Origin of the sequence: Streptomyces sp. NPDC050508, assembly GCF_040655155.1 — a bacterium.
GTDB lineage: Bacteria > Actinomycetota > Actinomycetes > Streptomycetales > Streptomycetaceae > Streptomyces.
Map to the genome: position 1 here is coordinate 71397 of NZ_JBFAJJ010000011.1, position 25564 is coordinate 96960.

Genomic DNA, 25564 nt, shown 5'->3' on the forward strand with positions numbered 1-25564 from the left:
TTCATCGGGCTTCGGTACGACAGCGATTCAGGCGCTGGTTCTCACAGGCGCCCGGCCGGATCCCGTGGGGGGAATCCGCACCGGGACATGGGAAGGCGCCCTGTACGCCGGCCCGTGGGGGGACCGTCGGCAGGGCGCCTTCTTCTTTGACGCTCAGGCCTGCTGCGCCTGGATCAGCGACCTTCCACCGGCACGAAGTCGCGCTCGACGACGCCCGTGTAGATCTGGCGCGGGCGGCCGATGCGGGAGCCGGGCTCCTTGATCATCTCGTGCCACTGGGCGATCCAGCCCGGGAGGCGGCCGAGGGCGAACAGGACCGTGAACATCTCGGCCGGGAAGCCCATGGCCCGGTAGATCAGGCCGGTGTAGAAGTCGACGTTCGGGTAGAGGTTGCGCGAGACGAAGTAGTCGTCCGACAGCGCGTGCTCTTCGAGCTTGAGCGCGATGTCCAGCAGCTCGTCGGACTTGCCGAGGGCCGAGAGGACGTCGTGCGCGGCGGACTTGATGATCTTGGCGCGCGGGTCGAAGGACTTGTACACCCGGTGGCCGAAGCCCATCAGGCGGACGCCCTCCTCCTTGTTCTTCACCTTGCGGATGAAGGAGTCGACATCGCCGCCGTTGGCCTGGATGCCTTCCAGCATCTCCAGGACGGACTGGTTGGCGCCGCCGTGCAGCGGGCCCCACAGCGCGTTGATGCCGGCCGAGATCGAGGCGAACATGTTGGCCTGCGAGGAGCCGACGAGGCGGACCGTCGAGGTCGAACAGTTCTGCTCGTGGTCCGCGTGCAGGATCAGCAGCTTGTCGAGCGCGGAGACGACGACCGGGTCGAGGTCGTACTCCTGCGCCGGGACCGAGAAGGTCATGCGCAGGAAGTTCTCGACGTAGCCGAGGTCGTTGCGCGGGTAGACGAACGGGTGGCCGATCGACTTCTTGTACGCGTACGCCGCGATCGTCGGAAGCTTCGCGAGCAGCCGGATCGTGGAGAGGTTGCGCTGCTTCTCGTCGAACGGGTTGTGGCTGTCCTGGTAGAAGGTGGACAGCGCCGAGACGACCGACGACAGCATCGCCATCGGGTGGGCGTCGCGCGGGAAGCCCTTGTAGAAGTTCTTGACGTCCTCGTGCAGCAGGGTGTGCTGCGTGATGTCGTTCTTGAACACGGTGAGCTCGTCGACGGTCGGCAGCTCGCCGTTGATGAGCAGGTAGGCGACCTCCACGAAGGTGGAGCGCTCGGCCAGCTGCTCGATCGGGTAGCCGCGGTACCGGAGGATGCCCTGCTCACCGTCGAGGTAGGTGATGGCGGATTTATAGGCGGCTGTGTTTCCGTAACCGCTGTCCAGCGTCACCAGACCGGTCTGGGCACGGAGCTTCCCGATGTCGAAGCCCTTGTCGCCGACGGTGCTGTCGATCACCGGGTAGGTGTACTCGCCGTCGCCGTACCGCAGTACTACAGAGTTGTCGCTCACGTCATCCCTCACCGACGTTGTGCCTCTTCTTCGAGGTTGCCCTGACTGTCTCTACCATCCCCCATTTGGCGCAGGAGAGTGCACTCGGGGTCGACCATTGGGCCTATTGGCGGCACTCAGTGCCGCCAACCTGCTCATCCTGCCCCCTCCACCCCGCTGTCAGGAAGTGCTGTGTGACCTTCCTGACTCATTTGATCGATCATTTTTCGTGATGAGTCCGGGCTACGTCCAGGGCTGGGTCCGGTCACGGGCCCGAGAGTCTGAAGTCCAGGGCTGTACAGCGCCTGCCCGCCGACACCGTGCGCACGGCCTGGCCGATCGCCTTGCGCGATCCGACCAGCACGACCAGCTGTTTGGCGCGGGTGACGGCCGTATACAAAAGGTTCCGCTGAAGCATCATCCACGCGCCCGTGGTGACCGGGATCACCACGGCCGGATACTCGCTGCCCTGGGACCGGTGGATGGTCACCGCGTAGGCGTGCACCAGTTCGTCCAGTTCGTCGAACTCGTACGGCACCTCCTCGTCCTCGTCCGTCAGCACGGTGAGGCGCTGGTCCACCGGGTCGAGTGAGGTGACGACGCCGACCGTGCCGTTGAAGACGCCGTTCTCGCCCTTCTCGTAGTTGTTGCGGATCTGGGTGACCTTGTCGCCGACGCGGAAGACCCGGCCGCCGAACCGCTTCTCGGGGACGTCGGGACGCCCCGGGGTGATCGCCTGCTGCAGCAGCCCGTTCAGGTTGCCCGCGCCCGCCGGTCCCCGGTGCATGGGCGCGAGGACCTGGACGTCCCGGCGCGGGTCCAGCCCGAACTTGGCCGGAATCCGCCGCGCCGCCACGTCCACGGTGAGCCGGCCGGCCTCCTCGGTGTCGTCCTCGACGAAGAGGAAGAAGTCCTTCATGCCGTCGGTGATGGGGTGTTGGCCGGAGTTGATCCGGTGCGCGTTGGTGATGACCCCGGACTGCTGGGCCTGGCGGAACACGCGCGTGAGGCGTACGGCGGGGATCGGGCCGCCGTCGGCCAGCAGGTCGCGCAGCACCTCGCCGGCGCCGACGCTGGGGAGTTGGTCCACGTCTCCGACGAAGAGGAGGTGAGCTCCTGGGGGTACGGCCTTGACCAGCTTGTTGGCGAGGAGGAGGTCGAGCATGGAGGCTTCGTCGACCACGACCAGGTCGGCGTCCAGGGGGCGGTCCTTGTCGTAGGCCGCGTCGCCGCCGGGCTTGAGTTCCAGGAGGCGGTGGACGGTCGACGCCTCGGCGCCGGTGAGTTCGGCGAGGCGTTTGGCGGCGCGGCCGGTGGGGGCGGCGAGGACGACCTTGGCCTTCTTGGCGCGGGCGAGTTCGACGATCGAGCGCACGGTGAAGGACTTGCCGCAGCCGGGGCCGCCGGTGAGGACCGCGACTTTCTTCGTCAGGGCGAGCTTGACGGCGGCCTCTTGCTCGGGGGCGAGATCGGTGCCGGTTCGGGACTTCAGCCATGCCAGCGCCTTGTCCCAGGCCACGTCGTGGAAGCCGGGCATGCGGTCCGCCTCCGTGTGCAGCAGGCGGCGGAGCTGGGCGGCGAGGGAGAGTTCGGCGCGGTGGAAGGGAACGAGGTAGACGGCGGTGACGGGGTCGGGGCTGCCGTCGGGGCCGGGGACTTTTTCGCGTACGACACCGGGGTCGCCCGACTCCTCGTCCGGGAGGGCGAGTTCGGCGAGGCACTCGATGACGAGCCCGGTGTCGACTTGCAACAGCTTCACCGCGTCGGCGATGAGCCGTTCCTCGGGGAGATAGCAGTTGCCTTGGTCGGTGGCCTGCGAAAGGGCGTACTGGAGGCCCGCCTTGACGCGCTCCGGGCTGTCGTGCGGGATGCCGACGGACTGGGCGATCTTGTCGGCGGTGAGGAAGCCGATGCCCCAGACGTCGGAGGCGAGGCGGTACGGCTGGTTCTTGACGACGGAGATCGACGCGTCGCCGTACTTCTTGTAGATGCGGACCGCGATCGACGTGGACACCCCGACGGTCTGGAGGAAGAGCATGACCTCCTTGATCGCCTTCTGTTCCTCCCAGGCGTCGGCGATCTTCTTCGTCCGCTTGGGCCCGAGCCCCGGGACCTCGATGAGGCGCTTGGGCTCGTCCTCGATGATCTGCAGGGTGTCCAGGCCGAAGTGCTGGGTGATGCGGTCGGCGAAGACGGGGCCGATGCCCTTGACGAGGCCGGAGCCGAGGTAGCGGCGGATGCCCTGGATGGTGGCGGGGAGGAGGGTCGTGTAGTTCTCCACGGTGAACTGCTTGCCGTACTGGGGGTGCGAGCCCCAACGGCCCTCCATACGGAGCGATTCGCCGGCCTGGGCGCCGAGCAGTGCGCCTACGACGGTGAGGAGATCGCCGCCGCCTCGGCCGGTGTCGACGCGGGCGACCGTGTAGCCGTTCTCTTCGTTGGCGTAGGTGATGCGTTCCAGGACGCCTTCTAGGACGGCGAGGTGGCGCTCGCCTGTGGGGGTCCCTGGGGGCCCGGGGGTCCCTGGACTCCTCGCCTGGTTGGACATGGGTCGACGGTACCGGGCGGGTGTGACAGGGGGGTGGGGTCAGGGGTGGGGGTGCTGCTTCAGGGCTTCTATAAAGGTGGTGAAGGTGGGGGTGGGGAAGGTGAGGGTGGCGCGGGTCGGGACCTTGGAGTCCCTGATGGCTATGTGCGGGTGGCGGTGGGCGACCTCCACGCAGGCGTCGCCCTGGCCGCCCCCGGAGAACGATGACTTCTGCCAGTTGTCGAGGGGGTCCATGGAGTGCCTCACAACTCTTTGGTCAGCCTGTCGATGAAGGCGGTGAAGGCGGAGGCAGGGAAGGTGAGGGTGGCCCTGGAGGGGGTTTTCGTGTCGCGGACCACTACGTGGGTGGGGGTGTTCGCGATCTCCACGCAACTGTTGCCGTCTCCCGCGCCGGAGTAGGACGACTTCCGCCAGGGGGCGCGAGTGTCCATGGGGTGCCTCACCTCTCTTTGACCAGCCCGTCGACGAAGGAGGTGAAAGCCTCGGCGGGGAAGGAGAGAGCGGCTCGGTTCGGGGCCTTTGAGTCACGGACGGCTATGTGAGTGCGGGAGCTTGCGATCTCCACGCAGTTGTTCCCGTCGTCCGGGCCCGAGTAGGACGACTTCCGCCAGTTACCCATGGCATGCCTCACAACTCTTTCGCCAGCCTGTTGATGAAGTCACGCGACCGTTCGGGGGCGAGTGACACGGCTTCCACCTTACGGAAGCGCGTTCGAAAGGCGCCGAGTTGTGCTTCGGAGTCGATGAAAGCCGAGCCGTGGGGTACGTCACGCACCACCGTATCCAGTTTGGGAACCCGGCCGCCCGCGTACGTCATGGCGCTCGCGGCTCTGGCGAAGCCGTCCAGGTCGAACGGGATGACACGCACGGTGATGGTGTCCGCCAGGGAGAGTTCGAGGAGCTTGGCGAGTTGGGCTCGGGAGGCTGCGCGGTCACTGACCCTGATCCGCAGGGCCGACTCGTGGATCACCAACTCGTACGGGATGTTGGCCTGCTGACGCCTCATCCGGTGACGGACGCGCAACTCAAGCTCGTCGTGCGCGAGTTCGGGCACCCTGGCGGAGAAGACCGCGCGGGCGTAGTCCTCCGTCTGCAACAGGCCCGGCACGTACAGGATCGCCACCTCCTGCAGAAACGTGGCGTGATGGTCCAGTTCGGCAAGGTCCAGGAACGACGTGGGCAGCAGGCCTCGGTACTCCTCCCACCAGCCTCGCGTCCGGTCGGTGGCCATCGCGACCAGAGCGTCGACGAACTCCGCGTCCGTGCAGGCGTAGTGGGATGCCAGGCGCCGAAGCCGCTGCTCGCTCACTCCCGCGAGAGCGGACTCGATGTGCGTGATCTGAGCCGGGCTCACTCCGAGCAGAGCAGCCGCCTCACGGGAGCTGAGTCCTGCCGCTTCGCGGAGCCTGCGTAGTTCAGTTGCCAGACGCAGCTGGCGGGCCGTTGGTTCGCGCCTCAAAGCTCTCGACCACTCCTCGGTTCAACACGCCTGCGCGTGCTCCTCGTTCGGGGGCCAGACTACGCGAACGGCTTGCCGTATCTCTATATTTAGATCTACCGTCGGTGACGCGACGCACACTGTGTGGAAACGCCGGACCCCGGAAGCGCACCGCCCCGTCCTGCCATGACGGTCGCGGCAGAGCCACCGCCGGCAATCTCCAACCCCTCACCACCGAACCGGAGTTGACGCATGCCCGAAAACCCGCCCGTGCCCTGGGAGTACTGCCTCTACATCCCGAACGACCTGCGTGCCGTCACCGTCAGTCGTCGCACTCTCCGCCTGATCCTCACCGTGCACGGTCTGATCCGGCTGGCCGACACCGCCGAACTCCTCTCGACGGAGCTGGTCGCCAACGCCGTACTGCACGCGAAGGGGCCCGCCGCGCTGCGCGTGGGCTGGTCGGCGGGGGTACTGCGGCTCGGGGCCTGGGATGCCGATCCCGAACCGCCGGAGCCGCCACGGCCGTTGGAGGAACTCGGCGACGCGGAGGACGGGCGCGGTCTCGCGCTGGTCCGGGCCTGTGCCGATCAGTGGGGGTGGCAGCCGCTGTCCCGGAACGGCAAGCAGGGGAAGCTCGTGTGGTGCGAGCTTGGTGCGGCTTGAGGTGATGTTCTGCCCGGACTACCGCACAGGGCAGGGCAGTTCGGGCTTCGAACGGTTCGGGGAGCACGTCAGCAGGGCCAGGGACAGATACGAGGGGCGTTCGAGATAGAAGCCGAGCGAGATGTCAGCCCCCGACTCCAGCCGTTCGGCAGCGGAGTTCACCAGCCGGGCCAGGTGCGTGGTGTCGCGCTCGGCTTCGGACGCGAACCGGAGTGCGTACTCCGCGAGTTGCTCCCCGAGCCATGACGCTGCTTCCTTCGCCTCGTCCCACGTGCCGCGGACGAGGGAACGGGGCTTGATGAGCCAGTACGCCGTTTCAAGCGGCGGAAGATCCACCGTCGGGAACTCCGCCGCCACTTCGCGATAGCGCTGGTTCAGTTCCGGCTTGCTTCCGGCAGGGGGAGGCTCCGGATGCGGGGGCCGCCGTAGCGCCTCGTTGTCGAAGCTCGCTTTCGGGCCGGTCCACAGATAGCCGTGGTGGTGCACCAGTTGTTCCCGTTTCGAGAAGTGCCGGCCGGGCCGGGCTCAAGGGCAGGTTATGGACCCGGCCCGGTCGGCAGAGGGGGCGGATCAGGCGTTCAGACCGAAGCGCGCCGGGTCGATACCGGCCGCGGCCAACTCCTCCGTGGTGAACCGCAACGGCTCCGCGTCGAGCCGCTTGCTGTCGCCCAACGCCCAGGCGTCCGCATCGATCCGGGCCAGGGTCACGCACCCTTCGGTGCAGGGGCCGCCGCATGCCTTCACGAACGATGCGCCGCTGAGGTCGAGTGCGTACAGGTCAGTTCCGTTCTGCATGGCTGCACCTTCCTGTTGAGCTGATCGCGGCCATGACTGACCGCCGCCGCCCGTATCGGGCGGGAGTTCATGGGAGAGGGAGATCGACGCCTCAGCGATCGGAGCGCATCCCGCGCGCAGCGCAACGCCGGCACTGGCACGGGGGCCATTCCGAAGTGGCCAGGGGGGCCAGGTCGACGTCGCCGCCGAAAACGGCCCGCTCGGGCTCCCAGGACCGTCCGGAGTCACGAGAGACTCGCATGGTCATCAAGGGGCGGTCGGCGAAGAGGTCCGAGCCGGATTTCATGCCGCATGCGCCTTCGCCTGGTGTCGGCGAATCCTCACGTTGGCGTCGATCACGGCGCTGGAGTCTCCTGTGGAACGGGCGTTCTCGCGGGCGGTCGACAAGGACAGGCAGTCAGTGCAGCCAGGCACAGCCGACGGCTCACGCGGAAGTTCGGTCAGGTGCGTTCCTGCCGTGGCCTCGGTCTGAGGATCGGACGTTCTTTCTTCGCTCTCCATGTCGCCATCTTCGGCGCGCTGCAGAGGCTTCTCTAGCCTGTTTCCTGTTCCCGCAAGAATTCGTCGCGGGTACTCTCGATGAAGCTTCGCATGCCGTCACCGGACAACGCCATTCGCTCGAATCCCTCGAACTTTTCGACGTAGAGTTCTACATCTCTGGGGTCCGTGACGACCACCTCGGCGTGGACCGTTTCTATCGTGACCATTCGGTCGTCGCGAATGACGAATGCGTGATTCGCGATATCGTGCTGCTGAACCCGCAGGGGGACGACTCGGACATCTACGTGAGAGAGCCGAGAAACAGAAACAATGCGGTCGAGCTGCGCGACCATCATCTGCGGCGGGACGATTCGCCACCGCAGGACAGATTCCGTGATGATGAACCGCAGTGACTTCTTGTCGTCGTACAGGACTGCTTGACGTTCAAGTCGACCGTTGATCGTACGGGTGAGTGCGTCCTCGCTGAGGTTGTGGCGTCGCAGGACGGCCCGGATGTATTCCGGTGTCTGGAGCAGACCGGGGACCAGGGCCGGCTGGAACAGTCGCAGCGTCGACATCTGAGTCTCCAGAGCCTTGGCGGCCTGCTGCCCCTTGTGGACACCGCTGCGCTTCAGGAGACGCCACGCTGTCGCCTCGGTCGCCGACAGTCGCGCGGCCTCGGTGTACTCCGCCTTGACCTCATCGGATACTCCGATGGCGGTCAGGATGCGCTCGACGTCCTCCGCGCCGGCCGCGAGCCTCGCATTCTCGATCTTGGACAGCTTGGACGGGGACATGAGGGCGCTGCGGGCCACCGCTTTGGCTTCCTTCCCGGATGCCATTCGCAGCGCCCGCAGCGCGGCTCCAAGCTGTGCTCTGTTCACGCCCGGTACTTGGCCCACCATTCGGTGAACGGCTCCGCCTGTGCGAGTGCCAGGTCACGGAGCCGCGCGAATTCCGCCGTTCGTTCCGGCAACAGGACTTCCGCGCCCAGGAATTTTCCGGTTCCGTCGTAGTTCATGGTGGCCACGGACTCGGAGTCGAAGAACCAGAAGTCCGGCACGTTCTCCAGGGGGTTGGCTCTGTCGGTGATGTCGAGGATGAAGAACTCTTCGCCCCCTGACATGTTCTTCTGATATCCCCACCCGAGTTCGAACCTGAGATAGTCCGAGAGCGGGCGGCGCAGAATGTGCACCCGATAGATCCTCTTACCCTTCCCTGTGTGCGATCGGAGTTCTTTGACCCAGCCCGCGTTGTAGTCGTCCGGCTGCGCCTCCCCGGCCAGGAAAGCGTGATAGGCATCGACGCTTCCGGACTTGCTGTAGTCGTCGAGAGTTTCGAGGCGGAACGCCTCACGTTCGAACGCGTCGAAGAGATCCCCGAGATTCCTAGACGAGGTTGTCACGGATGGCCTTCTGGATCAGTTCCACCGGGATCTCCACCAGGGTTTCATGAGCGGGAATCTCAAGCCCGTGATCGGTCGGCGTCTCGCCCTGCACCAGGAAGGTGCCGCGATCCGTCGCATAGATCGTCGGGCAGTCCTTGATGTCGCACGTGCTGACCAGCTTCGTGACCTTCATGGTCCGGGTTCCCCTCCGCCATGGCGCTGCCAGTACCCCGCTTCCGGGTTGATGCTCCCGAGCGAGGGGCGGACGGGTCAAGCGATCACGGTTGACGGAACGGGAAACCGCGTAACCCGCACCCAACCAGCCGCCCCGGGATCGCCCCGCAACCCCGCCGTACGCACCACCCCCACCCGAACACCCTTCATCACAATCCGGTCTCAAGGTCTTGTTAACTCGCATGTAATCGATTCCAATCCTCCATGTAATCGATTCCACGAGGAGGTGGAACGGCGATGGCGAGCATCAAGGACGTCGCCGCCGAGGCCGGGGTCTCCGTGGCCACGGTGTCGCGGGTGCTGAACGACCATCCGTCGGTCAGTGACGACGCACGCACGCGTGTGCTGGCCGCCGTAGAGGCGCTGGGTTATCGCCCCAACGCCGTCGCCCGGTCGCTGCGCACCGATCAGACCCGCACCCTCGGCCTGGTCATCAGCGACGTGCTGAACCCTTACTTCACCGAGCTCGCCCGTTCCGTCGAGGAAGAGGCCCGCGCCCTCGGGTACAGCGTCATCATCGGGAACGCCGACGAGCGGCCGGAGCTGCAGGACCACCACGTGCGGACGCTGCTGGACCGTCGTATCGACGGGCTGCTCCTCTCCCCCACCGACGGCGGCTCCGCCGGGATGCTGGACGCCGCGCGCGCCGGGACGCCGATGGTGTTCGTGGACCGGTGGATCCCGGGCGTGGACGTGCCCGTCGTGCGGGCCGACGGGCGGGCCGCCATCCGGGATCTCGTCGCGCATCTGCACGGGCTCGGGCATCGCCGGCTCGCCATCATCGCGGGGCCTGCTGCCACTACCACCGGTAGTGAGCGCGTCGCTGCTTTCAGGGACGCGCTCGGCGAGTACGGGATTCCGCTCCCCGACGACTACATCGGGCAGGGCGACTTTCAGGCCGAGAGCGGGCGGCGGGTGACTGAAGGGTTTCTCGATCTGGCCGAGCCGCCCGAGGTCGTGTTCGCCGCGGACAACCTGATGGCCCTGGGTGCCCTGGACGCCGTACGCGCGCGTGGGCTTCGTATTCCCGAGGACCTCGCGCTGGCCGCGTTCGACGACATCCGCTGGTTCGTGCACACCGATCCGCCGATCACCGCCATCGCCCAGCCCACGGGCGAGTTGGGGCGGGCCGCCGTGCGCGCCCTTGTCGACCAGATCGAGGGGCGGGCCCCGCAGTCCGTCACCCTTCCCGCCCGGCTCGTCGTGCGCCGCTCGTGCGGTGAGCCGGGCCCCGCGCAACCCCCTGTTCAAACTGTTCAAACTGTTCGAAGGAGCCAGTCGTGAGCAACCAGGACGAGTTGCTGCGCATCGAGGGCATCCGCAAGACCTTCCCCGGTGTCGTCGCGCTGGACGGCGTCGACTTCGATCTGCGCCGGGGCGAGGTCCATGTGCTGCTCGGTGAGAACGGCGCCGGCAAGAGCACCCTCATCAAGATGCTCTCCGGTGCCTACCGTCCCGACAGCGGTCGCATCCTGGCCGGTGGTGAGGAGGTGCGCATCCACAGTGCGCAGGACTCCGCGCACCTCGGGATCGCCACCATCTACCAGGAGTTCAACCTCGTTCCCGATCTGACGGTCGCCGAGAATATTTTTCTGGGGCGGCAGCCGCGTCGGCTGGGGGTGATCGACCGGAAGCGGATGGAGGCCGACGCCGCCGTTCTGCTGGAACGGGTGGGTGTGAACGTCTCGCCGCACGCTCGGGTGCGTGAACTCGGTATCGCGCGGCTCCAGATGGTCGAGATCGCCAAGGCGCTGAGTCTCGACGCGCGTGTGCTGATCATGGACGAACCTACCGCCGTGCTCACCTCGGAAGAGGTCGAGAAGCTGTTCGCGATTGTGCGTCAACTGCGCGCGGACGGCGTCGGGATCGTGTTCATCACCCATCATCTGGAGGAGATCGCCGCCATCGGTGACCGCGTCACCGTCATTCGGGACGGCAGGTCCGTCGGGCAGGTGCCTGCCTCGACTCCCGAGGACGAGCTCGTGCGGCTCATGGTGGGGCGGTCGATCGAGCAGCAGTATCCGCGTGAACGGCCGGACACCGGCGCCGCGTTGCTCTCCGTGGAGGGGCTCAGCCGGGACGGGGTCTTCCACGACATCAGCTTCGAGGTGCGGGCCGGTGAGGTCGTCGGCATCGCCGGGCTCGTCGGGGCCGGTCGTACCGAAGTCGTACGGGCTGTCTTCGGGGCCGACCCGTACGACCAGGGGGCCGTCACCGTCTCCGGTGGACTCGTCCCCAAGCATGACGTCAACGCGGCCATGGCGGCCGGGATCGGGCTCGTGCCCGAGGACCGCAAGGGGCAGGGGCTCGTCCTCGACCAGTCCGTGGAGGAGAACCTCGGGCTCGTCACCATGCGAGCCGCCACCAAGGGTGGTCTTGTCGACCTCAAGGGGCAGCGCGAGGCCGCCAGGCGGATCGCGAAGCAACTGGGCGTACGGATGGCCGGACTCGGACAGCAGGTACGGACGTTGTCCGGCGGCAACCAGCAGAAGGTCGTCATCGGCAAGTGGCTCCTCGCCGACACCAAGGTGCTGATCCTCGACGAGCCGACGCGCGGGATCGACGTCGGCGCCAAGGTCGAGATCTATCAACTCATCAATGAACTCACCGCCGCCGGTGCCGCCGTGCTCATGATCTCCAGCGATCTGCCCGAGGTTCTCGGTATGAGCGACCGGGTGCTGGTCATGGCCCAGGGGCGTATCGCGGGCGAACTCTCCGCCGAACAGGCCACGCAGGACTCCGTGATGGCACTCGCCGTCAGCACACCGACCCAAATGACTACCGCTGTGGAGGGCCACCGTGGCCACTGACACGCATCTGAGCACGCCGGGCGCGAGTGGCGCCTCGGGAATCCGCCGACTGCTCCTGGACAACGGGGCGTTGACCGCGCTCATCGTCCTGGTCATCGCCATGTCGGCGCTGTCCGGTGACTTCCTGACCACCGACAACCTCCTCAACGTCGGTGTCCAGGCGGCCGTGACCGCCATCCTCGCCTTCGGTGTCACCTTCGTGATCGTCTCGGCGGGCATCGACCTGTCGGTCGGTTCGGTGGCGGCCCTGTCGGCCACCGTGCTGGCCTGGAGCGCCACGCAGCACGGCGTCCCGGTCTTCCTCGCCGTGATCCTCGCGATCGCCACGGGTATCGCGGCGGGTCTCATCAACGGTTTCCTCATCGCCTACGGCAAACTGCCGCCGTTCATCGCGACGTTGGCGATGTTGTCGGTGGCGCGCGGTCTGTCGCTGGTGATCTCGCAGGGTTCCCCGATCGCCTTCCCGGACTCGGTCTCGCACCTCGGTGACACCCTCGGCGGGTGGCTGCCGGTGCCGGTCCTCGTGATGATCGCGATGGGGCTCATCGCCGCCTTCATCCTCGGGCGGACGTACATCGGCCGCTCGATGTACGCGATCGGCGGCAACGAAGAGGCCGCGCGGCTCTCGGGGTTGCGCGTCTCGAAGCAGAAGCTCGCGATCTACGCCCTGTCCGGCGTGTTCGCCGCCGCCGCGGGCATCGTCCTCGCCTCCCGGCTCTCCTCGGCGCAGCCGCAGGCCGCCGACGGTTACGAGCTGGACGCCATCGCCGCGGTCGTCATCGGCGGCGCCTCCCTCGCGGGCGGCACCGGCAAGGCGTCCGGCACGCTCATCGGCGCGCTGATCCTCGCGGTGCTGCGCAACGGCCTCAACCTCCTTTCCGTGTCCGCCTTTTGGCAGCAGGTCGTCATCGGTGTCGTGATCGCGCTGGCGGTCCTGCTGGACACCGTGCGCCGCAAGGCGGGCGCAACTCCCGTCTCCGGTGCGGGTGTTGATGGCGGCGGCAAAGGCAAGCAGGCGACGACGTACGCCCTCGCGGCCGTCGTCACCATCGCGATCGTCGGTGCCACCTCCTTCCTGCACAACGACTCCTCCACGACGTCGAAGCCCAAGCTCGGTCTGTCGCTCTCCACGCTCAACAACCCGTTCTTCGTGCAGATCCGGGCCGGTGCGCAGGCCGAGGCCAAGAAGCTGGGCCTGGACCTGACCGTCACCGAGGCGCAGAACGACGCCTCCCAGCAGGCCAACCAGCTGCAGAACTTCACCAGTTCGAACTACGGCGCGATCATCGTCAACCCGGTGGACTCGGACGCGGCGAGCAACTCCGTGAAGGCCGCCGACAAGGCGAAGATCCCGGTCATCGCCGTCGACCGGGGCGTCAACAAGGCGGCCGTGGACACGCTCGTCGCCTCCGACAACATCGCCGGTGGTGAACTCGCCGCCAAGACCGTCGCCGAGAAGCTGGGCGGCACCGGCAAGATCGTCATCCTCCAGGGCCAGGCGGGCACTTCGGCGGCGCGTGAGCGGGCCGAGGGCTTCGCCAAGGGGCTGAAGGCCTACCCCGGCATCCAGGTCCTCGCCCAACAGCCCGCCGACTTCGACCGCACCAAGGGCCTCGACGTGATGTCGAACCTGCTCCAGGCGCACCCCGACGTCCAGGGCGTCATCGCGGCCAACGACGAGATGGCCCTCGGCGCGATCAAGGCGCTCGGTTCCAAGGCGGGCAAGTCGGTCTCGGTCGTAGGCTTCGACGGCACGCCCGACGGGCTGACCGCCGTAAAGCAGGGCACGCTGTACGCGTCCGTGGCGCAGCAGCCGAGCCAGTTGGGCAGAATCGCCGTGGACAACGCGCTGCGCGCGGCTCAGGGCAAGAAGGTGGAGACGACGGTGAAGGTGCCCGTGAAGGTGGTCACCAAGGAGAACGTGGCCGGCTTCACCGGCTGACAGCGGACAGGTCACCACGCCAAGTCACCACTGTGGGGAGTCACTTCATGTACGACTACGACCTGCTGGTCGTCGGATCGGCCAACGCCGACCTCGTGATCGACGTCGAGCGGCGGCCGGGTGCCGGCGAGACGGTCCTCGGTTCCGACCTGGCCGTCCACCCCGGCGGCAAGGGCGCCAACCAGGCGGTCGCCGCCGCCCGGCTCGGTGCCCGTACAGTCCTGCTGGCCCGGGTCGGCGACGACACGTACGGCCGGCTGCTGCTCGACTCCCAGCGGGCCGCCGGTGTCGACACGGTGGGCGTGCTGGTCGGCGGTGCGCCGACCGGGGTCGCGCTGATCACGGTGGATCCGTCCGGCGACAACAGCATCGTGGTGTCGCCCGGGGCCAACGGGAAGCTGTTCCCCGTCGACATCCAGGCCGCCGCGTGTCTCTTCCAGGCCGCACGGGTGGTCTCCGTACAGCTGGAGATCCCGCTGGAGACGGTCGTGGAGGTCGTACGGAATCTGGCGGACGGCAGTCGCTTCGTGCTGAACCCGTCGCCGCCCCGGCCGCTGCCGTCCGAGGTGTTGGCGGCCTGTGACCCGCTGATCGTCAACGAGCACGAGGCGAAGGTGATCCTCGGGGACGCGTGCGTGAGTGAGCGGCCCGAGGACTGGGCGCGGATCCTGCTGGCGAAGGGGCCGCGTTCGGTGGTCGTGACGCTGGGCTCCGAGGGCGCGTTGGTGGCCTCCAAGGACGGGGTCACGCGGGTGCCGTCCGTGAAGGTGGACGCCGTGGACACGACGGGTGCGGGCGACGCGTTCACCGCGGCGCTGGCCTGGAAGCTGGGCACGGGTTCCGACCTCGCGGAGGCCGCGGCGTACGCGGCCCGAGTGGGGGCGGCGGCCGTCACCCGGAAGGGCGCCCAGGAGTCCTTCCCTACAGCGGACGAGGTCGCCTGGCTGTGAAGAAAACAGGGATTCTGAACCGTCATCTCTCCGGCGCGCTGGCCGAGTTGGGCCACGGCGACGGGGTGCTGGTGTGCGACGTCGGGATGCCGATCCCCAAGGGGCCCCGGGTGGTGGACCTGGCGTTCCGGGCCGGGGTGCCGTCGTTCGCGGAGGTGCTGGACGGGCTGCTGGCCGAGCTGGTGGTGGAGGGCGCGACGGCGGCGACCGAGGTGCGCGGCGCCAATCGAGCGGCCACGGCCCTGCTCGACGCGCGCTTCCCCGACCTGGACCTCGTCCCCCACGAGCGGCTCAAGGAGCTGTCGGCGGATGCGCGGCTGATCGTACGGACGGGCGAGGCGCGGCCGTACGCGAACGTGCTGCTGCGGTGCGGGGTGTTCTTCTAGAAGTGTGACAGTTCGGGCGAATGTGTAACACTTTCAAATTCGAGGAGGCCCGGTCCGTCGACCGGGCCTCCTCGGGTTTTCCCCTCCAGCATCAGAACCCCCGCGATCCCCCCAGATCCCCCTCCAAGAGTCCTGATGCCAAGTACGACCCGCATGGTGGGGCGAGGGTTGTACGGCATCTTGAAAATTCTTCAGAACGGCTCCGGGGCGGTCGGGTACGGCATACTCCAGACCTCCTGCCCCACCCCGGATCGAACGGGGTGGGGCAGGGCTCAAGGGTGTGTCAGGGGTTCGGCCGGTGTCAGCGGACGGTGACCGAGACCGCCTTGGACACGGCGGCGCCGTCCTTGACGCGCAGGACCTCGACGCCCTTCTTCTGGAACTTGTCGGTCAGCTTGTAGGCGCTGTGGTTGACCTTGGCGGTCACGGGCAGGGACTTCCACGTCCTGCCGCTCTTCACCTGGAGCGTCACCTTGCTGCCCTCCTTCAGACCGGTGGACTTGCCGGTGAAGGTGACCACGTCGCCGAGCTTCACCGTGGTGTGGTTGGCCTTGAGGGTGATGCTCGCCGGGGCGGGCGCGGCGACGGCGGAGGTGGCGCCGACGGCGACGAGCGCGGCGGAGACGACGGATACGGCGGCGATACGCACGTTCACAGATAACTCCTTGTTTTGTTTCTCGAATTACTTCTCTTATGCACCTCTCAGGCTTCTCTCATACAAGAGAAAGCCCGGAAGACCGCGCTTCCGGGCTTTCTCCCGGCCCCGCGGCGAGCACGATCCTACAGACATGACCTGGGGAGATACGGTTCCGGAAAGCTCCGGAAAACTTAAATCGACAGGCTAGTCACAGGAATTGTGCGCACCGCACGGACCCTGATCTGCATTTATAAAAACGAGCTGTGTGAAGGTGACTCTCACATTCCGGCTACCGAATCACGTGCTCCACGAAGCGCGCCGCCGTCTCCGCCAGCACCTCGCGCCCGTCCCGCGCCCACAGCCCGTCGTTGAACAACTCGACCTCGATGGGCCCGGTGTATCCGGCGGCCTCGACGTACGACAGCCACTCCCGCATGTCGATCGCACCGTCCCCGATCTGCCCGCGGCCGTTGAGCACGCCCTCGGGCAGCGGGGTCGTCCAGTCGGCGAGCTGGAAGGTGTGGATACGGCCGCCCGCGCCCGCCCGGGCGATCTGCGCCGGCGCCCGGTCGTCCCACCAGAGGTGGTAGGTGTCGACGGTGACGCCGACCTGCTGCGCGGGGAAACGCTCGGCGAGGTCGAGGGCCTGGGTGAGTGTCGAGACCACGCAGCGGTCGGAGGCGAACATGGGGTGCAGCGGCTCGATGGCCAGCCGTACGCCCCGCTCCTCGGCGTAGGGCCCCAACTCGCCCAGCGCGTCGGCGATCCGCTCCCGCGCGCCGTGCAGGTCCTTGGAACCGGCCGGCAGGCCGCCCGACACGAGCACCAGGGTGTCCGTGCCGAGGGTGGCGGCCTCGTCGACGGCCCGGCGGTTGTCGTCAAGGGCGCGGGCGCGCTCGGCCGGGTCGATCGCCGTGAAGAAGCCGCCCCTGCACAACGTTGTCACCACGAGCCCCGCACCGCGGACCAGCTTCGCGGTCTCCTCCAGGCCGTACGACTGGACGGGCTCGCGCCACAGGCCGACGCCGGGGACGCCCAACTCCAGGCAGGCGTCCACCAGTTCGGGCATCGACAGCTGCTTGACCGTCATCTGGTTGATGGAGAAGCGGGAGAGGTCGGCGGCGCTCACTGGTTCACTCCGTACAGGGACAGCAGGTTCTTCATCCGTTCCTCCGCGAGCTTCGGGTCGGGGAACAGGCCCAGGCCGTCGGCGAGTTCGTAGGCGCGGGCGAAGTGCGGGAGGGAGCGGGACGACTGGAGGCCGCCGACCATCGTGAAGTGCGACTGGTGGCCCGCGAGCCAGGCCAGGAACACCACGCCCGTCTTGTAGAAGCGGGTGGGGGTCTGGAAGAGGTGACGGGACAACTCGACGGTGGGGTCGAGGAGTTCACGGAATCCGGCCGTGTTCCCGGTGTCCAGGACGCGGACCGCCTCCGCCGCCAGCGGGCCCAGCGGGTCGAAGATGCCGAGCAGCGCGTGACTGAAGCCCTGCTCGTCGCCCGCGATCAGCTCGGGGTAGTTGAAGTCGTCGCCGGTGTAGCAGCGGACGCCCTGCGGCAGTCGGCGCCGGATGTCGATCTCCCGCTGAGCCTCCAGGAGCGACACCTTGATTCCGTCCACCTTGTCGGGGTGCGCGGCGATGACTTCGAGGAACGTGTCGGTGGCCGCGTCCAGGCCGGACGAGCCCCAGTAGCCCTCAAGGGCCGGGTCGAACATCGGGCCCAGCCAGTGCAGGACGACCGGTTCGGAGGACTGGCGGAGCAGGTGGCCGTAGACCTCCAGGTAGTCCTCGGGGCCCTTCGCCACGGCCGCGAGCGCGCGGGACGCCATCAGGATGGCCTGCGCGCCCGACTCCTCGACGAGGGCCAACTGCTCCTCGTACGCGGCCTGTACGTCGGCCAGGGACGCCGGGCCGGTGAGCTGGTCGGTGCCGACGCCGCACGCGATCCGGCCGCCAACCGCCTTGGCCTCAGCGGCGCTACGACGGATCAGCTCGGCCGCGCCCGCCCAGTCCAGGCCCATCCCGCGCTGGGCGGTGTCCATCGCCTCGGCGACACCGAGCCCGTGGGACCAGAGGTGGCGGCGGAAGGCGAGGGTGGCGTCCCAGTCGACGGCGGCGGGCGAGTCGGGGCTCGTGTCGGCGAAGGGGTCGGCGACGACGTGCGCCGCCGAGAACACCGTACGAGAGCTGAAGGGGGTGCCGGAGGTGACGGCGAGGGGTTCGGGGCGCGGCTCGTAGGACCGCAACCCGCCTTTGAAGTCCGGGAGTTGGATGGTCACAGGGTGATCTCCGGTACGTCGAAACGGCGGCCCTCGGCGGACGACTTCAGGCCCAGCTCGGCGAGCTGGACACCGCGGGCGCCGGCCAACAGGTCCCAGTGGTAGGGGGCGTCGGCGTAGACGTGGCGGAGGAACAGTTCCCACTGGGCCTTGAAGCCGTTGTCGAAGTCGGTGTTGTCGGGGACTTCCTGCCACTGGTCGCGGAAGACCTCGGTGGCGGGGAGGTCCGGGTTCCAGACCGGCTTCGGGGTGGAACTGCGGTGCTGGGCACGGCAGTTGCGGAGACCTGCGACCGCCGAGCCCTCCGTGCCGTCGACCTGGAACTCGACGAGTTCGTCGCGGTTGACGCGGACCGCCCACGAGGAGTTGATCTGGGCGATGGCGCCGCTTTCGAGTTCGAAGATGCCGTAGGCGGCGTCGTCGGCGGTGGCGTCGTAGGGCTTGCCGTTCTCGTCCCAGCGCTGCGGGATGTGGGTGGTCGCGATGGCCTGGACGGACTTGACGCGGCCGAACAGCTCGTGGAGGACGTACTCCCAGTGCGGGAACATGTCGACGACGATGCCGCCGCCGTCCTCGGCGCGGTAGTTCCACGACGGGCGCTGGGCACTCTGCCAGTCGCCCTCGAAGACCCAGTAGCCGAACTCGCCCCGGATGGACAGGATCCGGCCGAAGAAGCCGCCGTCGATGAGCCGCTTGAGCTTGAGCAGGCCCGGCAGGAACAGCTTGTCCTGGACGACGCCGTGCTTGATGCCGGCGGCGTCGGCGAGGCGGGCCAGCTCCAGGGCGCCGTCGAAGTCGGTGGCCGTCGGCTTCTCGGTGTAGATGTGCTTGCCGGCCGCGATCGCCTTCTTGAGCGCCTCCTCGCGGGCCGAGGTGACCTGGGCGTCGAAGTAGATCTCGACGGTCGGGTCGGCGAGGACCGCGTCGACGTCCGTGGAGACGTTCTCGGGGTCCAGTCCGTGCTGCTCGGCAAGCGCCTTCAGCGCGTGCTCGCGGCGGCCGACCAGGATCGGTTCCGGCCACAGCACGGTTCCGTCGCCAAGGTCTAGACCACCCTGCTCGCGCAGTGCGAGGATCGAGCGGACGAGGTGCTGTCGGTAGCCCATGCGCCCGGTCACGCCGTTCATGGCGATACGCACCGTCTTGCGTGTCACGTGATTCCCTTCGTCCGCTACGTGTCAGTAACGCAGCAAGCGCTTTCTATATATGCAGAAGCTAGCCTTTGCACACTGGTCTGTACAAGACCGTGATGGGGTCGAGTTGTTCGAGGGGGCGAACAACAGGGGCCGGTGGCCTTATGGTCTGCTCGGACGGGGGCTTCCTTTGAGCAGCCTATGTACAACGTTGTACGACAAGATGCGCGACCGGAGGACGAACGACATGACGGTGACCCTGGCGGACGTGGCGGCCCGCGCCCAGGTCTCCCCCGCGACGGTGTCGCGCGTGCTGAACGGCAACTACCCGGTCGCGGCCACCACCCGCGAGCGGGTACTGCGGGCGGTGGACGAGCTCGACTACGTGCTGAACGGTCCCGCGAGCGCACTGGCGGCGGCGACCTCCGACCTGGTCGGCATCCTGGTCAACGACATCGCCGACCCCTTCTTCGGGATCATGGCGAGTGCGATCCAGTCCGAGATCGGCGGGCCGGGCGGGCGTGCGGGCGGGGAGCGGCTGGCGGTGGTCTGCAACACGGGCGGCTCGCCGGAGCGTGAGCTGACCTACCTGACCCTGCTGCAGCGGCAGCGGGCGGCGGCCGTCGTGCTGACCGGCGGGGCCATGGAGAACGCGCCGCACGCGGCGGCGGTCGCGGCGAAGCTGCGGAAGCTGGGCGAGGCCGGGACGCGGGTGGTGCTGTGCGGACGGCCTCCGGCGCCGGACACGGGGGCGTTCGCGTTGACCTTCGACAACCGCGGCGGCGGGCGGGAACTGACCGAGCACCTCATCGGGCTCGGGCATCGGCGGCTGGGCTACATCGCGGGCCCGGAGGAACGGACGACGACCCGGCACCGGCTGGAGGGCCACCGGGAGGCGCTGGCCGCGCACGGGATCGTAGAGGACCCGCGGTGGACTGTGCACGGGCGGTACGACCGGCGGTCCGGGTACGAGGCGACGTTGGAACTCCTGCGCCGGGACCCGTCGTTGACCGCTGTGGTCGCGGCGAACGACTCCGTCGCGGTGGGGGCGAGTGCCGCGCTGCGGGAGTCGGGGCTGCGGATTCCGGACGATGTCTCGGTCGCCGGGTTCGACGATCTGCCGTTCAGTGTGGACGCGGTGCCTTCGCTGACGACGGTGCGGTTGCCGTTGTCGGAGGCGGGGGCTCGGGCGGGACGGATCGCGATGGGGCGGGAGGAGCCGCCGCCGGGTGGGATCGCCACGGTTCGGGGGGAGTTGATGGTGCGGGGGTCTTCGGGGGTGCCGCGGAAGTAGTGGGCCGGGGGTTTCGTAGGGGCGGTTGGCTGCCAGGGTGCCCTTCGTTGCGGTGGGCGTTGCTGGGGGCTGCCTTCTTTGGGACGGTGCTTCGGCCCTGAAGGGGCCTCGTCCTCAAACGCCGGACGGGCTGGATGTTGCTGACCGGCGTTGAGAAGTGCGGTCGACCGCGCTGCGGTTGCTGGGGGCCGGTTGACAGGTGGATGTCACCGGTCGTGCCCCGGACCGGATGCCGGCCGAACTGACCGCCGGTGGAGGGAAGTTCATCGGCGCGGGCGCGGTCCGGACAGTCCGGACAGTGACGAGGACGTCAGGCCGTCGCTCGCAGCGTGAGGATCGCGGTGATCGCCGCCGTCACCCGGGCCTCGACCTCCTCCGCGTTCCCCGCGGGCAACTTGCCGTCCAGGTGCAGGAACGCGAGGCCGTGGACGAGTGACCAACTGGCCGTGGCCAGGGCCTCGGCGTCGGCCTGCGGGAACGCCTGCCGTACGTGGGCCAGTACGAACACGCCGAGTTCTGCCGCGGCGACGGCCCGCGCGTCCTCGGGGGTGGTGCAGGGGGTGCCGAACATCAGCCGGAACAGCGCCGGCCGGTCCAGGGCGAACCGGACGTAGCTGACGGCGAGTTGGGCGAAGTCCTCAGGGGCGGCCGGCTGCGGGGCGGCGGCGCCCAGGCGTCGGCCGAGGTCGGCGAAGCCCTGGGCCGCGAGTTCGGACTCCAGCGCTTCCTTGTCGGCGAAGTGCCGGTAGGGCGCGGTCGGCGAGACGCCGGCCCGGCGGGCGACCGCGCGCAGCGACAGGCCGCCGTCGTCCTCCTCCAGCAGCTCCATGGCAGCGCCCAGCAGAGCCGCGCGCAGATCACCGTGGTGATAGCGGGGCTTCTCCGAAGTTGACACTGCTTACATCCTCCTCGTAGCGTGGCCCGCAGGCCGATGTAAGCATCGTACACATTCGGGAGAACGGGCTACCGACATGCAGGCATACGTACTGACCCGATACGGGGACGCGAGCGCGATGGAACTGCGGGATGTCCCCGAGCCGACGGCGAGCGAGGGGGAGGTGCTCATCCGGGTACGGGCTGCCGGACTGAACCCCGTCGACTACGGGATTCGCCAGGGCAAGCTGCGGATGGTGACCCCTTTCAAACTGCCCCAGGTTGCGGGCAGTGAACTTGCCGGGGTGGTCGAGGCGGTCGGCCCCGGCGTCACTCGCTTCACGCCCGGGGACCGGGTTTTCGCGAGGGTGGACAAGAAGAAGCTGGGCGCCTATGCCGCCTGTGCCGTCGTCCACGAGAGCCTGGTGGCGAAGATGCCCGAGTCGCTGGACTTCGCCGATGCGGCCGGGCTGCCGCTGGCCGGGCTGACCGCGCTGCAGGCGTTGCGCGACGAGCTGGGCCTCACCGCGGGCGAGAAGGTGTTCATCTCCGGCGGAGCCGGGGGCGTCGGGACCCTCGCCATCCAGCTGGCCGTCTGGATGGGGGCGCGGGTGGCCACCACCGCGTCCCCCAGGGGCGAGGAACTGGTCCGCTCCCTCGGGGCCACGACGGTCATCGACTACCAGAAGCAGAAGTTCAAGGACGTCCTGAGTGACTACGACGCCGCATTCGACCTGACCGGCGGCCAGGATCTGCCGGACGCCTTCGCCATCCTCAAGCCGGGAGGCAGAACGGTCTCCGTCGCGGGAGTCCCCGAGCCGGCCACCGCCGCGGACATGGACAAGGGCGCACTGATGGCTGCCGCCCTGTGGGCAATGAGCGTGAAGATCCGCCGCCAGGCGCGGCGGAAGGGCGTCGGCTACCGGTTCCTGTTCATGCACCCGAGCGGAGCGGACCTCGACCTGCTGGCCGGCCTGGTCGACAAGGGTGAGCTGAAGCCGGTGACCGACCGTGTCTTCCCGTTCGGTCAGATCGCCGACGCCTTCGCGTACCTCGAACAGGGCCGCGCCAAGGGCAAGGTCGTCGTCCGGATGTGAGGCCACCCGTCCCATGGACGGACGGCGCCCCGCGTACTACCGTCAGAACCGCAATACCTCTGACTGAGTCAACTACCCTGAGCGAGCACCGGGGATCGATCATGACCGTCCAGGACATCCGCGCCTTCAACCGCTTCTACACGAACGTCATCGGCGCCCTCGACTACAGCCGCCACCTCTACGCCCCGTTCACCCTCACCGAGTCCCGCGTCCTGTACGAACTCGCGCACTCCCCGCACACGGACGCGGCCGATCTCCGTTCCGAACTGTCGCTGGACGCCGGGTACTTGAGCCGGATCCTGAACCGGTTCGAGCAGGACGGGCTGATCGAGCGGGCGCCCTCGCAGCGGGATCCGCGGCGGCGGCAGGTCACGCTCACGGTGCGGGGGCGGGAGACCGCCGCGCTGCTGGCCGAGCGGGCGGACGAGTCCGTGGGGGCGCTGCTCGCGACCGTGCCGGACGCCGACCGGCCGCGGCTGTCCGAGGCGCTGCACACCGTACGGACCATCCTGTCGGAGGACTCGGAGGACGTTCGGCGGTCCCGGCCCGAGGATGTCGTGCTGCGGGAGCCGGGGCCCGGGGATCTGGGGTGGATCGTGCAGCGGAACGCGGCGCTGTACGCCGCCGAGTACGACTTCAACGCCGACTACGAAGGGCTCGTGGCGCGGATCGTCGCCGATTTCGCCGAGGACCACGATCCGCATCTGGAGCGGGTGTGGATCGCCGAGCTCGACGGGCGGGCGGTGGGGTGTGTGATGTGTGTACGGGACGACGCCCCGGGGGCTGCCCGGCTGCGGTTGTTGCTCGTGGAGCCCGATGCGCGAGGGTTGCGGATCGGGGATCAACTCGTCGCGGCGGTCGTCGAGTTCGCGCGCGGGGTCGGTTATCGCGACCTCGTGCTGTGGACCAACGACATCCTCGGCGCCGCCCGGCGTATCTACCAGCGGCACGGTTTCGTCCTCACCGCCGAGAAGCCGCACCGCTCCTTCGGCCAGGATCTCGTCGGCCAGGACTGGCGGCTCGACCTGCACGGGACCGGTGAGTGACGAGTAGTGTCCCGAGTATGAAGCTCGCCTTCTCCACCCTCGGTGTCCCCGGGCTCCCCGTGGCCGACGTGCTGGACCTCGCCGTCACGCACGGCTATCACGGCGTCGAGTTGCGCGCGCACCCGGAGGAGCCCGTGCACCCCGGTATCGACGCCGCCCAACGGGCCGACGTGGTCGCCGAGTTCAAGGCGGCCGGCGTCGAAGTCCTGGGCCTCGCCGGGTATCCGCGGGTGGCGGCGCCCGGTGACGACGACGCCGTACTCGCGGAGATCCGCGAACTCCTGGAGCTGGCACGGGACTTGGGCGCGCCCTTCATCCGCGTCTTTCCCGGCGGCGGTAGCGAGCAGCCCGTCGGGGAGGCCGACGCCACGGCCGCGCGGCGGCTCGGCACAGCGGCGGAGTGGGGTGCCGACCTCGGCGTACGGATCCTGCTGGAGACCCACGACTCGCACCGGACGGGTGCGGACGCGCTGCGCGTGCTCGGGCCGGTCGGGCACCGGCAGGTGGGGGCCCTGTGGGACGTCATGCACACCTGGCTGGGCGGGGAGCAGCCGTCGGAGACGTTCGCCGCGCTCGGGCCGTATCTGGGATACGTCCAGGTCAAGGACATCGCGTCGGCCGACGACACGACTCCGCTGCCGCTCGGCTCCGGCGTCCTCCCGCTCGCCGAGTGCGTCGAGGTGCTGTCCCGGCACGGGTGGGACGGCTGGCTGTGCTGGGAGTACGAGAAGCGGTGGTACGAGGCCGCCGCGCCGCTGCCCGGGCTGCTGGCCGCCGGTCACGATCACCTGGCGCGGCTGCTCAACGACTCCGCGTGAATCGCTGACCGCATAATTCGCTGGCCGCGGTGGCCGCAGGCGCATAGGGTCCCCCGGTGCCCCAGCAACCCGCCCCGCGCCCCGTCATGCCCTCATGAGCCCCGCGCTCACCCGTACGTTGATCGACGTCCGGCCGTTGCGGACGTCCCCGGTGTTCCGGCGGCTGCTGATCGGGCGGACGGTGTCCGTGCTCGGCGGGTTCATGACCATGGTGACCGTCATGTACCAGGTCTGGGACATGACCCACAGCACGGTCTGGACCGGCGCGGTCGGGCTGGCGAACGCGGTGCCCACGGTGGTCGTCGGCCTGTTCGCCGGTTCGTGGGTGGATCGCGGCGACCGGCGCCGCATCTACCTCTTCAACACCGTCGGACAAGCCGTCTGCTCGCTTCTCCTCGCCGTCCAGGGCTTCACCGGTCACGTCCCGGTGCTCGGCGTGCTCGCGCTGATCGCCGCACAGTCGTGCTTCGGCGCGGTGGGCGGCCCGGCCTCGGGCGTGTTCGTACCGCGACTGCTGCCGAAGGACCAGGTGGCGGCGGGCCTGGCGCTCAACACGATGTCCTTCACGACCATGATGCTTCTCGGCCCGGCGCTGGGCGGCCTGCTGATCGGCTGGGCGGGCATCGGCGCCTGCTACCTGGTCGACGCACTCACCTTCCTCCTCGCCTTCTACGGCGCCTTCGGCCTGCCCGCGCTGCCGCCCGAGGGCGAGCCGTCGCGGGCCGGACTGCACGGCGTCCTGGACGGCCTGCGCTTCCTGGCCGGCCACCGGGTGGTGCGCGGCGCGCTGCTGACCGACCTGGCCGCGACGGTCCTGGCGATGCCGGTCAGCCTGTTCCCGCTGATCAACGCCGAGCGTTTCGGCGGCAACCCGCGCACGCTGGGCCTGTTCCTCTCGGCGATCTCGGTCGGCGGGATCACGGCGTCCGCCTTCTCCGGCGCGGTCACCCGGCTGGGCCGCCCCGGCCTGGTGATGCTGCTCGGCGCGAGCACGTGGGGTGCCGCGCTGGCGTCGTTCGGCCTGATGACGAACCCGTGGGCGGGCCTCGGGTTCCTCGCCCTGGCCGGCGGGGCCGACGCCTGCTCGGTGGTCTCCCGCAGCACGATCATCCAGACCCACACCCCGGACGCCCTGCTGGGCCGCGTCTCCGCCGTCGAACAGATGGTCGGCCAGGCGGGCCCCAACCTCGGCAACCTCCGCGGCGGCCTGGTCGCCGGCTGGACCTCCGGCACGACGGCCCTGTTCACCGGCGGTCTGCTGTGCGTGCTGGCGGTGGCGGGCGTGGGCGCGAGCACCCCTGAACTGCCG

Annotated in this window: 26 protein-coding genes and 1 pseudogene; 11 read left to right on the forward strand and 16 right to left on the reverse strand. The window is 68.6% G+C overall.

Going from position 1 to position 25564, the window contains the following annotated elements:
- Positions 1–173: 173 nt before the first annotated feature.
- From AB0I69_RS29200 to AB0I69_RS29225, 6 genes are all read right to left on the reverse strand, one after another.
- Entirely contained in the window at positions 174–1463 is a 1290-nt protein-coding gene (locus AB0I69_RS29200) for a citrate synthase (protein WP_019056518.1), read from the reverse strand.
- A 244-nt stretch (positions 1464–1707) separates the two neighbouring features.
- Positions 1708–3990 (reverse strand): ATP-dependent RecD-like DNA helicase, encoded by a 2283-nt coding sequence (locus AB0I69_RS29205; protein ID WP_363098693.1) that lies wholly within the window; start codon positions 3988–3990, stop codon positions 1708–1710.
- 39 nt (positions 3991–4029) lie between these two features.
- A complete protein-coding gene (locus tag AB0I69_RS29210; RefSeq protein WP_363098694.1) occupies positions 4030–4224 on the reverse strand; it encodes a DUF397 domain-containing protein in 195 nt (64 codons plus the stop codon).
- 8 nt (positions 4225–4232) lie between these two features.
- Positions 4233–4421, reverse strand: coding sequence for a DUF397 domain-containing protein (locus AB0I69_RS29215; protein ID WP_363098695.1), 189 nt, complete (start codon positions 4419–4421; stop codon positions 4233–4235).
- Between the two features lie 8 nt (positions 4422–4429).
- On the reverse strand, positions 4430–4609 hold the full coding sequence (locus tag AB0I69_RS29220; protein ID WP_363098696.1) for a DUF397 domain-containing protein: 180 nt from the start codon (positions 4607–4609) through the stop codon (positions 4430–4432).
- 8 nt (positions 4610–4617) lie between these two features.
- The gene (locus AB0I69_RS29225) at positions 4618–5448 is read right to left on the reverse strand and encodes a helix-turn-helix transcriptional regulator (protein ID WP_363098697.1); all 831 of its coding nucleotides are present in this window, start codon (positions 5446–5448) and stop codon (positions 4618–4620) included.
- Between the two features lie 231 nt (positions 5449–5679).
- Here AB0I69_RS29225 and AB0I69_RS29230 point away from each other — a divergent pair, with 231 nt between their 5' ends.
- Positions 5680–6093, forward strand: coding sequence for an ATP-binding protein (locus tag AB0I69_RS29230; protein WP_363098698.1), 414 nt, complete (start codon positions 5680–5682; stop codon positions 6091–6093).
- Positions 6094–6111: 18 nt separating this feature from the next.
- Here AB0I69_RS29230 and AB0I69_RS29235 read toward each other — a convergent pair whose 3' ends face one another.
- From AB0I69_RS29235 to AB0I69_RS29255, 5 genes are all read right to left on the reverse strand, one after another.
- On the reverse strand, positions 6112–6579 hold the full coding sequence (locus tag AB0I69_RS29235) for a hypothetical protein (protein WP_363098699.1): 468 nt from the start codon (positions 6577–6579) through the stop codon (positions 6112–6114).
- 84 nt (positions 6580–6663) lie between these two features.
- Complete coding sequence (locus AB0I69_RS29240; RefSeq protein ID WP_363098700.1) at positions 6664–6888, reverse strand: DUF397 domain-containing protein; 225 nt, start codon at positions 6886–6888, stop codon at positions 6664–6666.
- Positions 6889–7421: 533 nt separating this feature from the next.
- Positions 7422–8252: a helix-turn-helix transcriptional regulator gene (locus AB0I69_RS29245; RefSeq protein ID WP_363098701.1), complete on the reverse strand. Its 831-nt coding sequence runs from the start codon at positions 8250–8252 to the stop codon at positions 7422–7424.
- Positions 8249–8773, reverse strand: a complete 525-nt coding sequence (locus tag AB0I69_RS29250; RefSeq protein WP_363098702.1) for a DUF6879 family protein — start codon at positions 8771–8773, stop codon at positions 8249–8251. Before AB0I69_RS29250 ends, AB0I69_RS29245 begins: the two co-directional genes overlap by 4 nt.
- Positions 8757–8948: a hypothetical protein gene (locus AB0I69_RS29255; RefSeq protein ID WP_363098703.1), complete on the reverse strand. Its 192-nt coding sequence runs from the start codon at positions 8946–8948 to the stop codon at positions 8757–8759. The genes AB0I69_RS29250 and AB0I69_RS29255 overlap by 17 nt, the downstream gene beginning before the upstream one ends.
- Positions 8949–9226: 278 nt before the next feature.
- On the opposite strand from AB0I69_RS29255, the gene AB0I69_RS29260 reads away from it, so the two are divergent.
- From AB0I69_RS29260 to rbsD, 5 genes are read left to right on the forward strand one after another with little or no spacing between them, the layout of a single operon-like run.
- Positions 9227–10273, forward strand: a complete 1047-nt coding sequence (locus AB0I69_RS29260; protein WP_363098704.1) for a LacI family DNA-binding transcriptional regulator — start codon at positions 9227–9229, stop codon at positions 10271–10273.
- Positions 10270–11799 (forward strand): sugar ABC transporter ATP-binding protein, encoded by a 1530-nt coding sequence (locus tag AB0I69_RS29265; RefSeq protein ID WP_363098705.1) that lies wholly within the window; start codon positions 10270–10272, stop codon positions 11797–11799. The genes AB0I69_RS29260 and AB0I69_RS29265 overlap by 4 nt, the downstream gene beginning before the upstream one ends.
- On the forward strand, positions 11789–13741 hold the full coding sequence (locus tag AB0I69_RS29270; protein WP_363098706.1) for a substrate-binding domain-containing protein: 1953 nt from the start codon (positions 11789–11791) through the stop codon (positions 13739–13741). Before AB0I69_RS29265 ends, AB0I69_RS29270 begins: the two co-directional genes overlap by 11 nt.
- Positions 13742–13788: 47 nt before the next feature.
- Positions 13789–14691 (forward strand): ribokinase, encoded by a 903-nt coding sequence (locus AB0I69_RS29275; protein ID WP_363098707.1) that lies wholly within the window; start codon positions 13789–13791, stop codon positions 14689–14691.
- Positions 14688–15077, forward strand: a complete 390-nt coding sequence (rbsD, locus tag AB0I69_RS29280) for a D-ribose pyranase (RefSeq protein ID WP_363098708.1) — start codon at positions 14688–14690, stop codon at positions 15075–15077. The genes AB0I69_RS29275 and rbsD overlap by 4 nt, the downstream gene beginning before the upstream one ends.
- 301 nt (positions 15078–15378) lie before the next feature.
- Here the strand turns inward: rbsD and AB0I69_RS29285 are convergent, their stop codons facing one another.
- The 4 genes from AB0I69_RS29285 to AB0I69_RS29300 all read right to left on the reverse strand — a co-directional run bounded on the left by AB0I69_RS29285 (position 15379) and on the right by AB0I69_RS29300 (position 19148).
- Positions 15379–15732 carry a hypothetical protein gene (locus AB0I69_RS29285; RefSeq protein WP_363098709.1) on the reverse strand — a complete coding sequence of 118 codons (354 nt, stop codon included), beginning with the start codon at positions 15730–15732 and terminating at the stop codon, positions 15379–15381.
- Positions 15733–16003: 271 nt separating this feature from the next.
- Positions 16004–16804, reverse strand: a complete 801-nt coding sequence (locus tag AB0I69_RS29290) for a sugar phosphate isomerase/epimerase family protein (protein WP_363098921.1) — start codon at positions 16802–16804, stop codon at positions 16004–16006.
- A 35-nt stretch (positions 16805–16839) separates the two neighbouring features.
- Positions 16840–17994: a dihydrodipicolinate synthase family protein gene (locus tag AB0I69_RS29295; RefSeq protein WP_363098710.1), complete on the reverse strand. Its 1155-nt coding sequence runs from the start codon at positions 17992–17994 to the stop codon at positions 16840–16842.
- Positions 17991–19148, reverse strand: a complete 1158-nt coding sequence (locus AB0I69_RS29300) for a Gfo/Idh/MocA family oxidoreductase (RefSeq protein ID WP_363098711.1) — start codon at positions 19146–19148, stop codon at positions 17991–17993. The genes AB0I69_RS29295 and AB0I69_RS29300 overlap by 4 nt, the downstream gene beginning before the upstream one ends.
- A gap of 226 nt (positions 19149–19374) precedes the next feature.
- Here AB0I69_RS29300 and AB0I69_RS29305 point away from each other — a divergent pair, with 226 nt between their 5' ends.
- Complete coding sequence (locus AB0I69_RS29305; RefSeq protein ID WP_363098712.1) at positions 19375–20421, forward strand: LacI family DNA-binding transcriptional regulator; 1047 nt, start codon at positions 19375–19377, stop codon at positions 20419–20421.
- 310 nt (positions 20422–20731) lie between these two features.
- Here AB0I69_RS29305 and AB0I69_RS29310 read toward each other — a convergent pair whose 3' ends face one another.
- Entirely contained in the window at positions 20732–21316 is a 585-nt protein-coding gene (locus AB0I69_RS29310) for a TetR/AcrR family transcriptional regulator (protein ID WP_363098713.1), read from the reverse strand.
- 76 nt (positions 21317–21392) lie between these two features.
- Between AB0I69_RS29310 and AB0I69_RS29315 the strand changes: the two genes are divergently transcribed.
- From AB0I69_RS29315 to AB0I69_RS29330, 4 genes and pseudogenes are all read left to right on the forward strand, one after another.
- Positions 21393–22391, forward strand: a complete 999-nt coding sequence (locus AB0I69_RS29315) for an NADP-dependent oxidoreductase (protein WP_363098714.1) — start codon at positions 21393–21395, stop codon at positions 22389–22391.
- Between the two features lie 101 nt (positions 22392–22492).
- Entirely contained in the window at positions 22493–23437 is a 945-nt protein-coding gene (locus AB0I69_RS29320) for a bifunctional helix-turn-helix transcriptional regulator/GNAT family N-acetyltransferase (RefSeq protein ID WP_363098715.1), read from the forward strand.
- 17 nt (positions 23438–23454) lie between these two features.
- Complete coding sequence (locus tag AB0I69_RS29325; protein ID WP_363098716.1) at positions 23455–24255, forward strand: sugar phosphate isomerase/epimerase family protein; 801 nt, start codon at positions 23455–23457, stop codon at positions 24253–24255.
- Between the two features lie 94 nt (positions 24256–24349).
- Positions 24350–25561: pseudogene (locus tag AB0I69_RS29330) on the forward strand (MFS transporter); the annotation flags it as partial.
- Between the last annotated feature and the right edge of the window lie 3 nt (positions 25562–25564).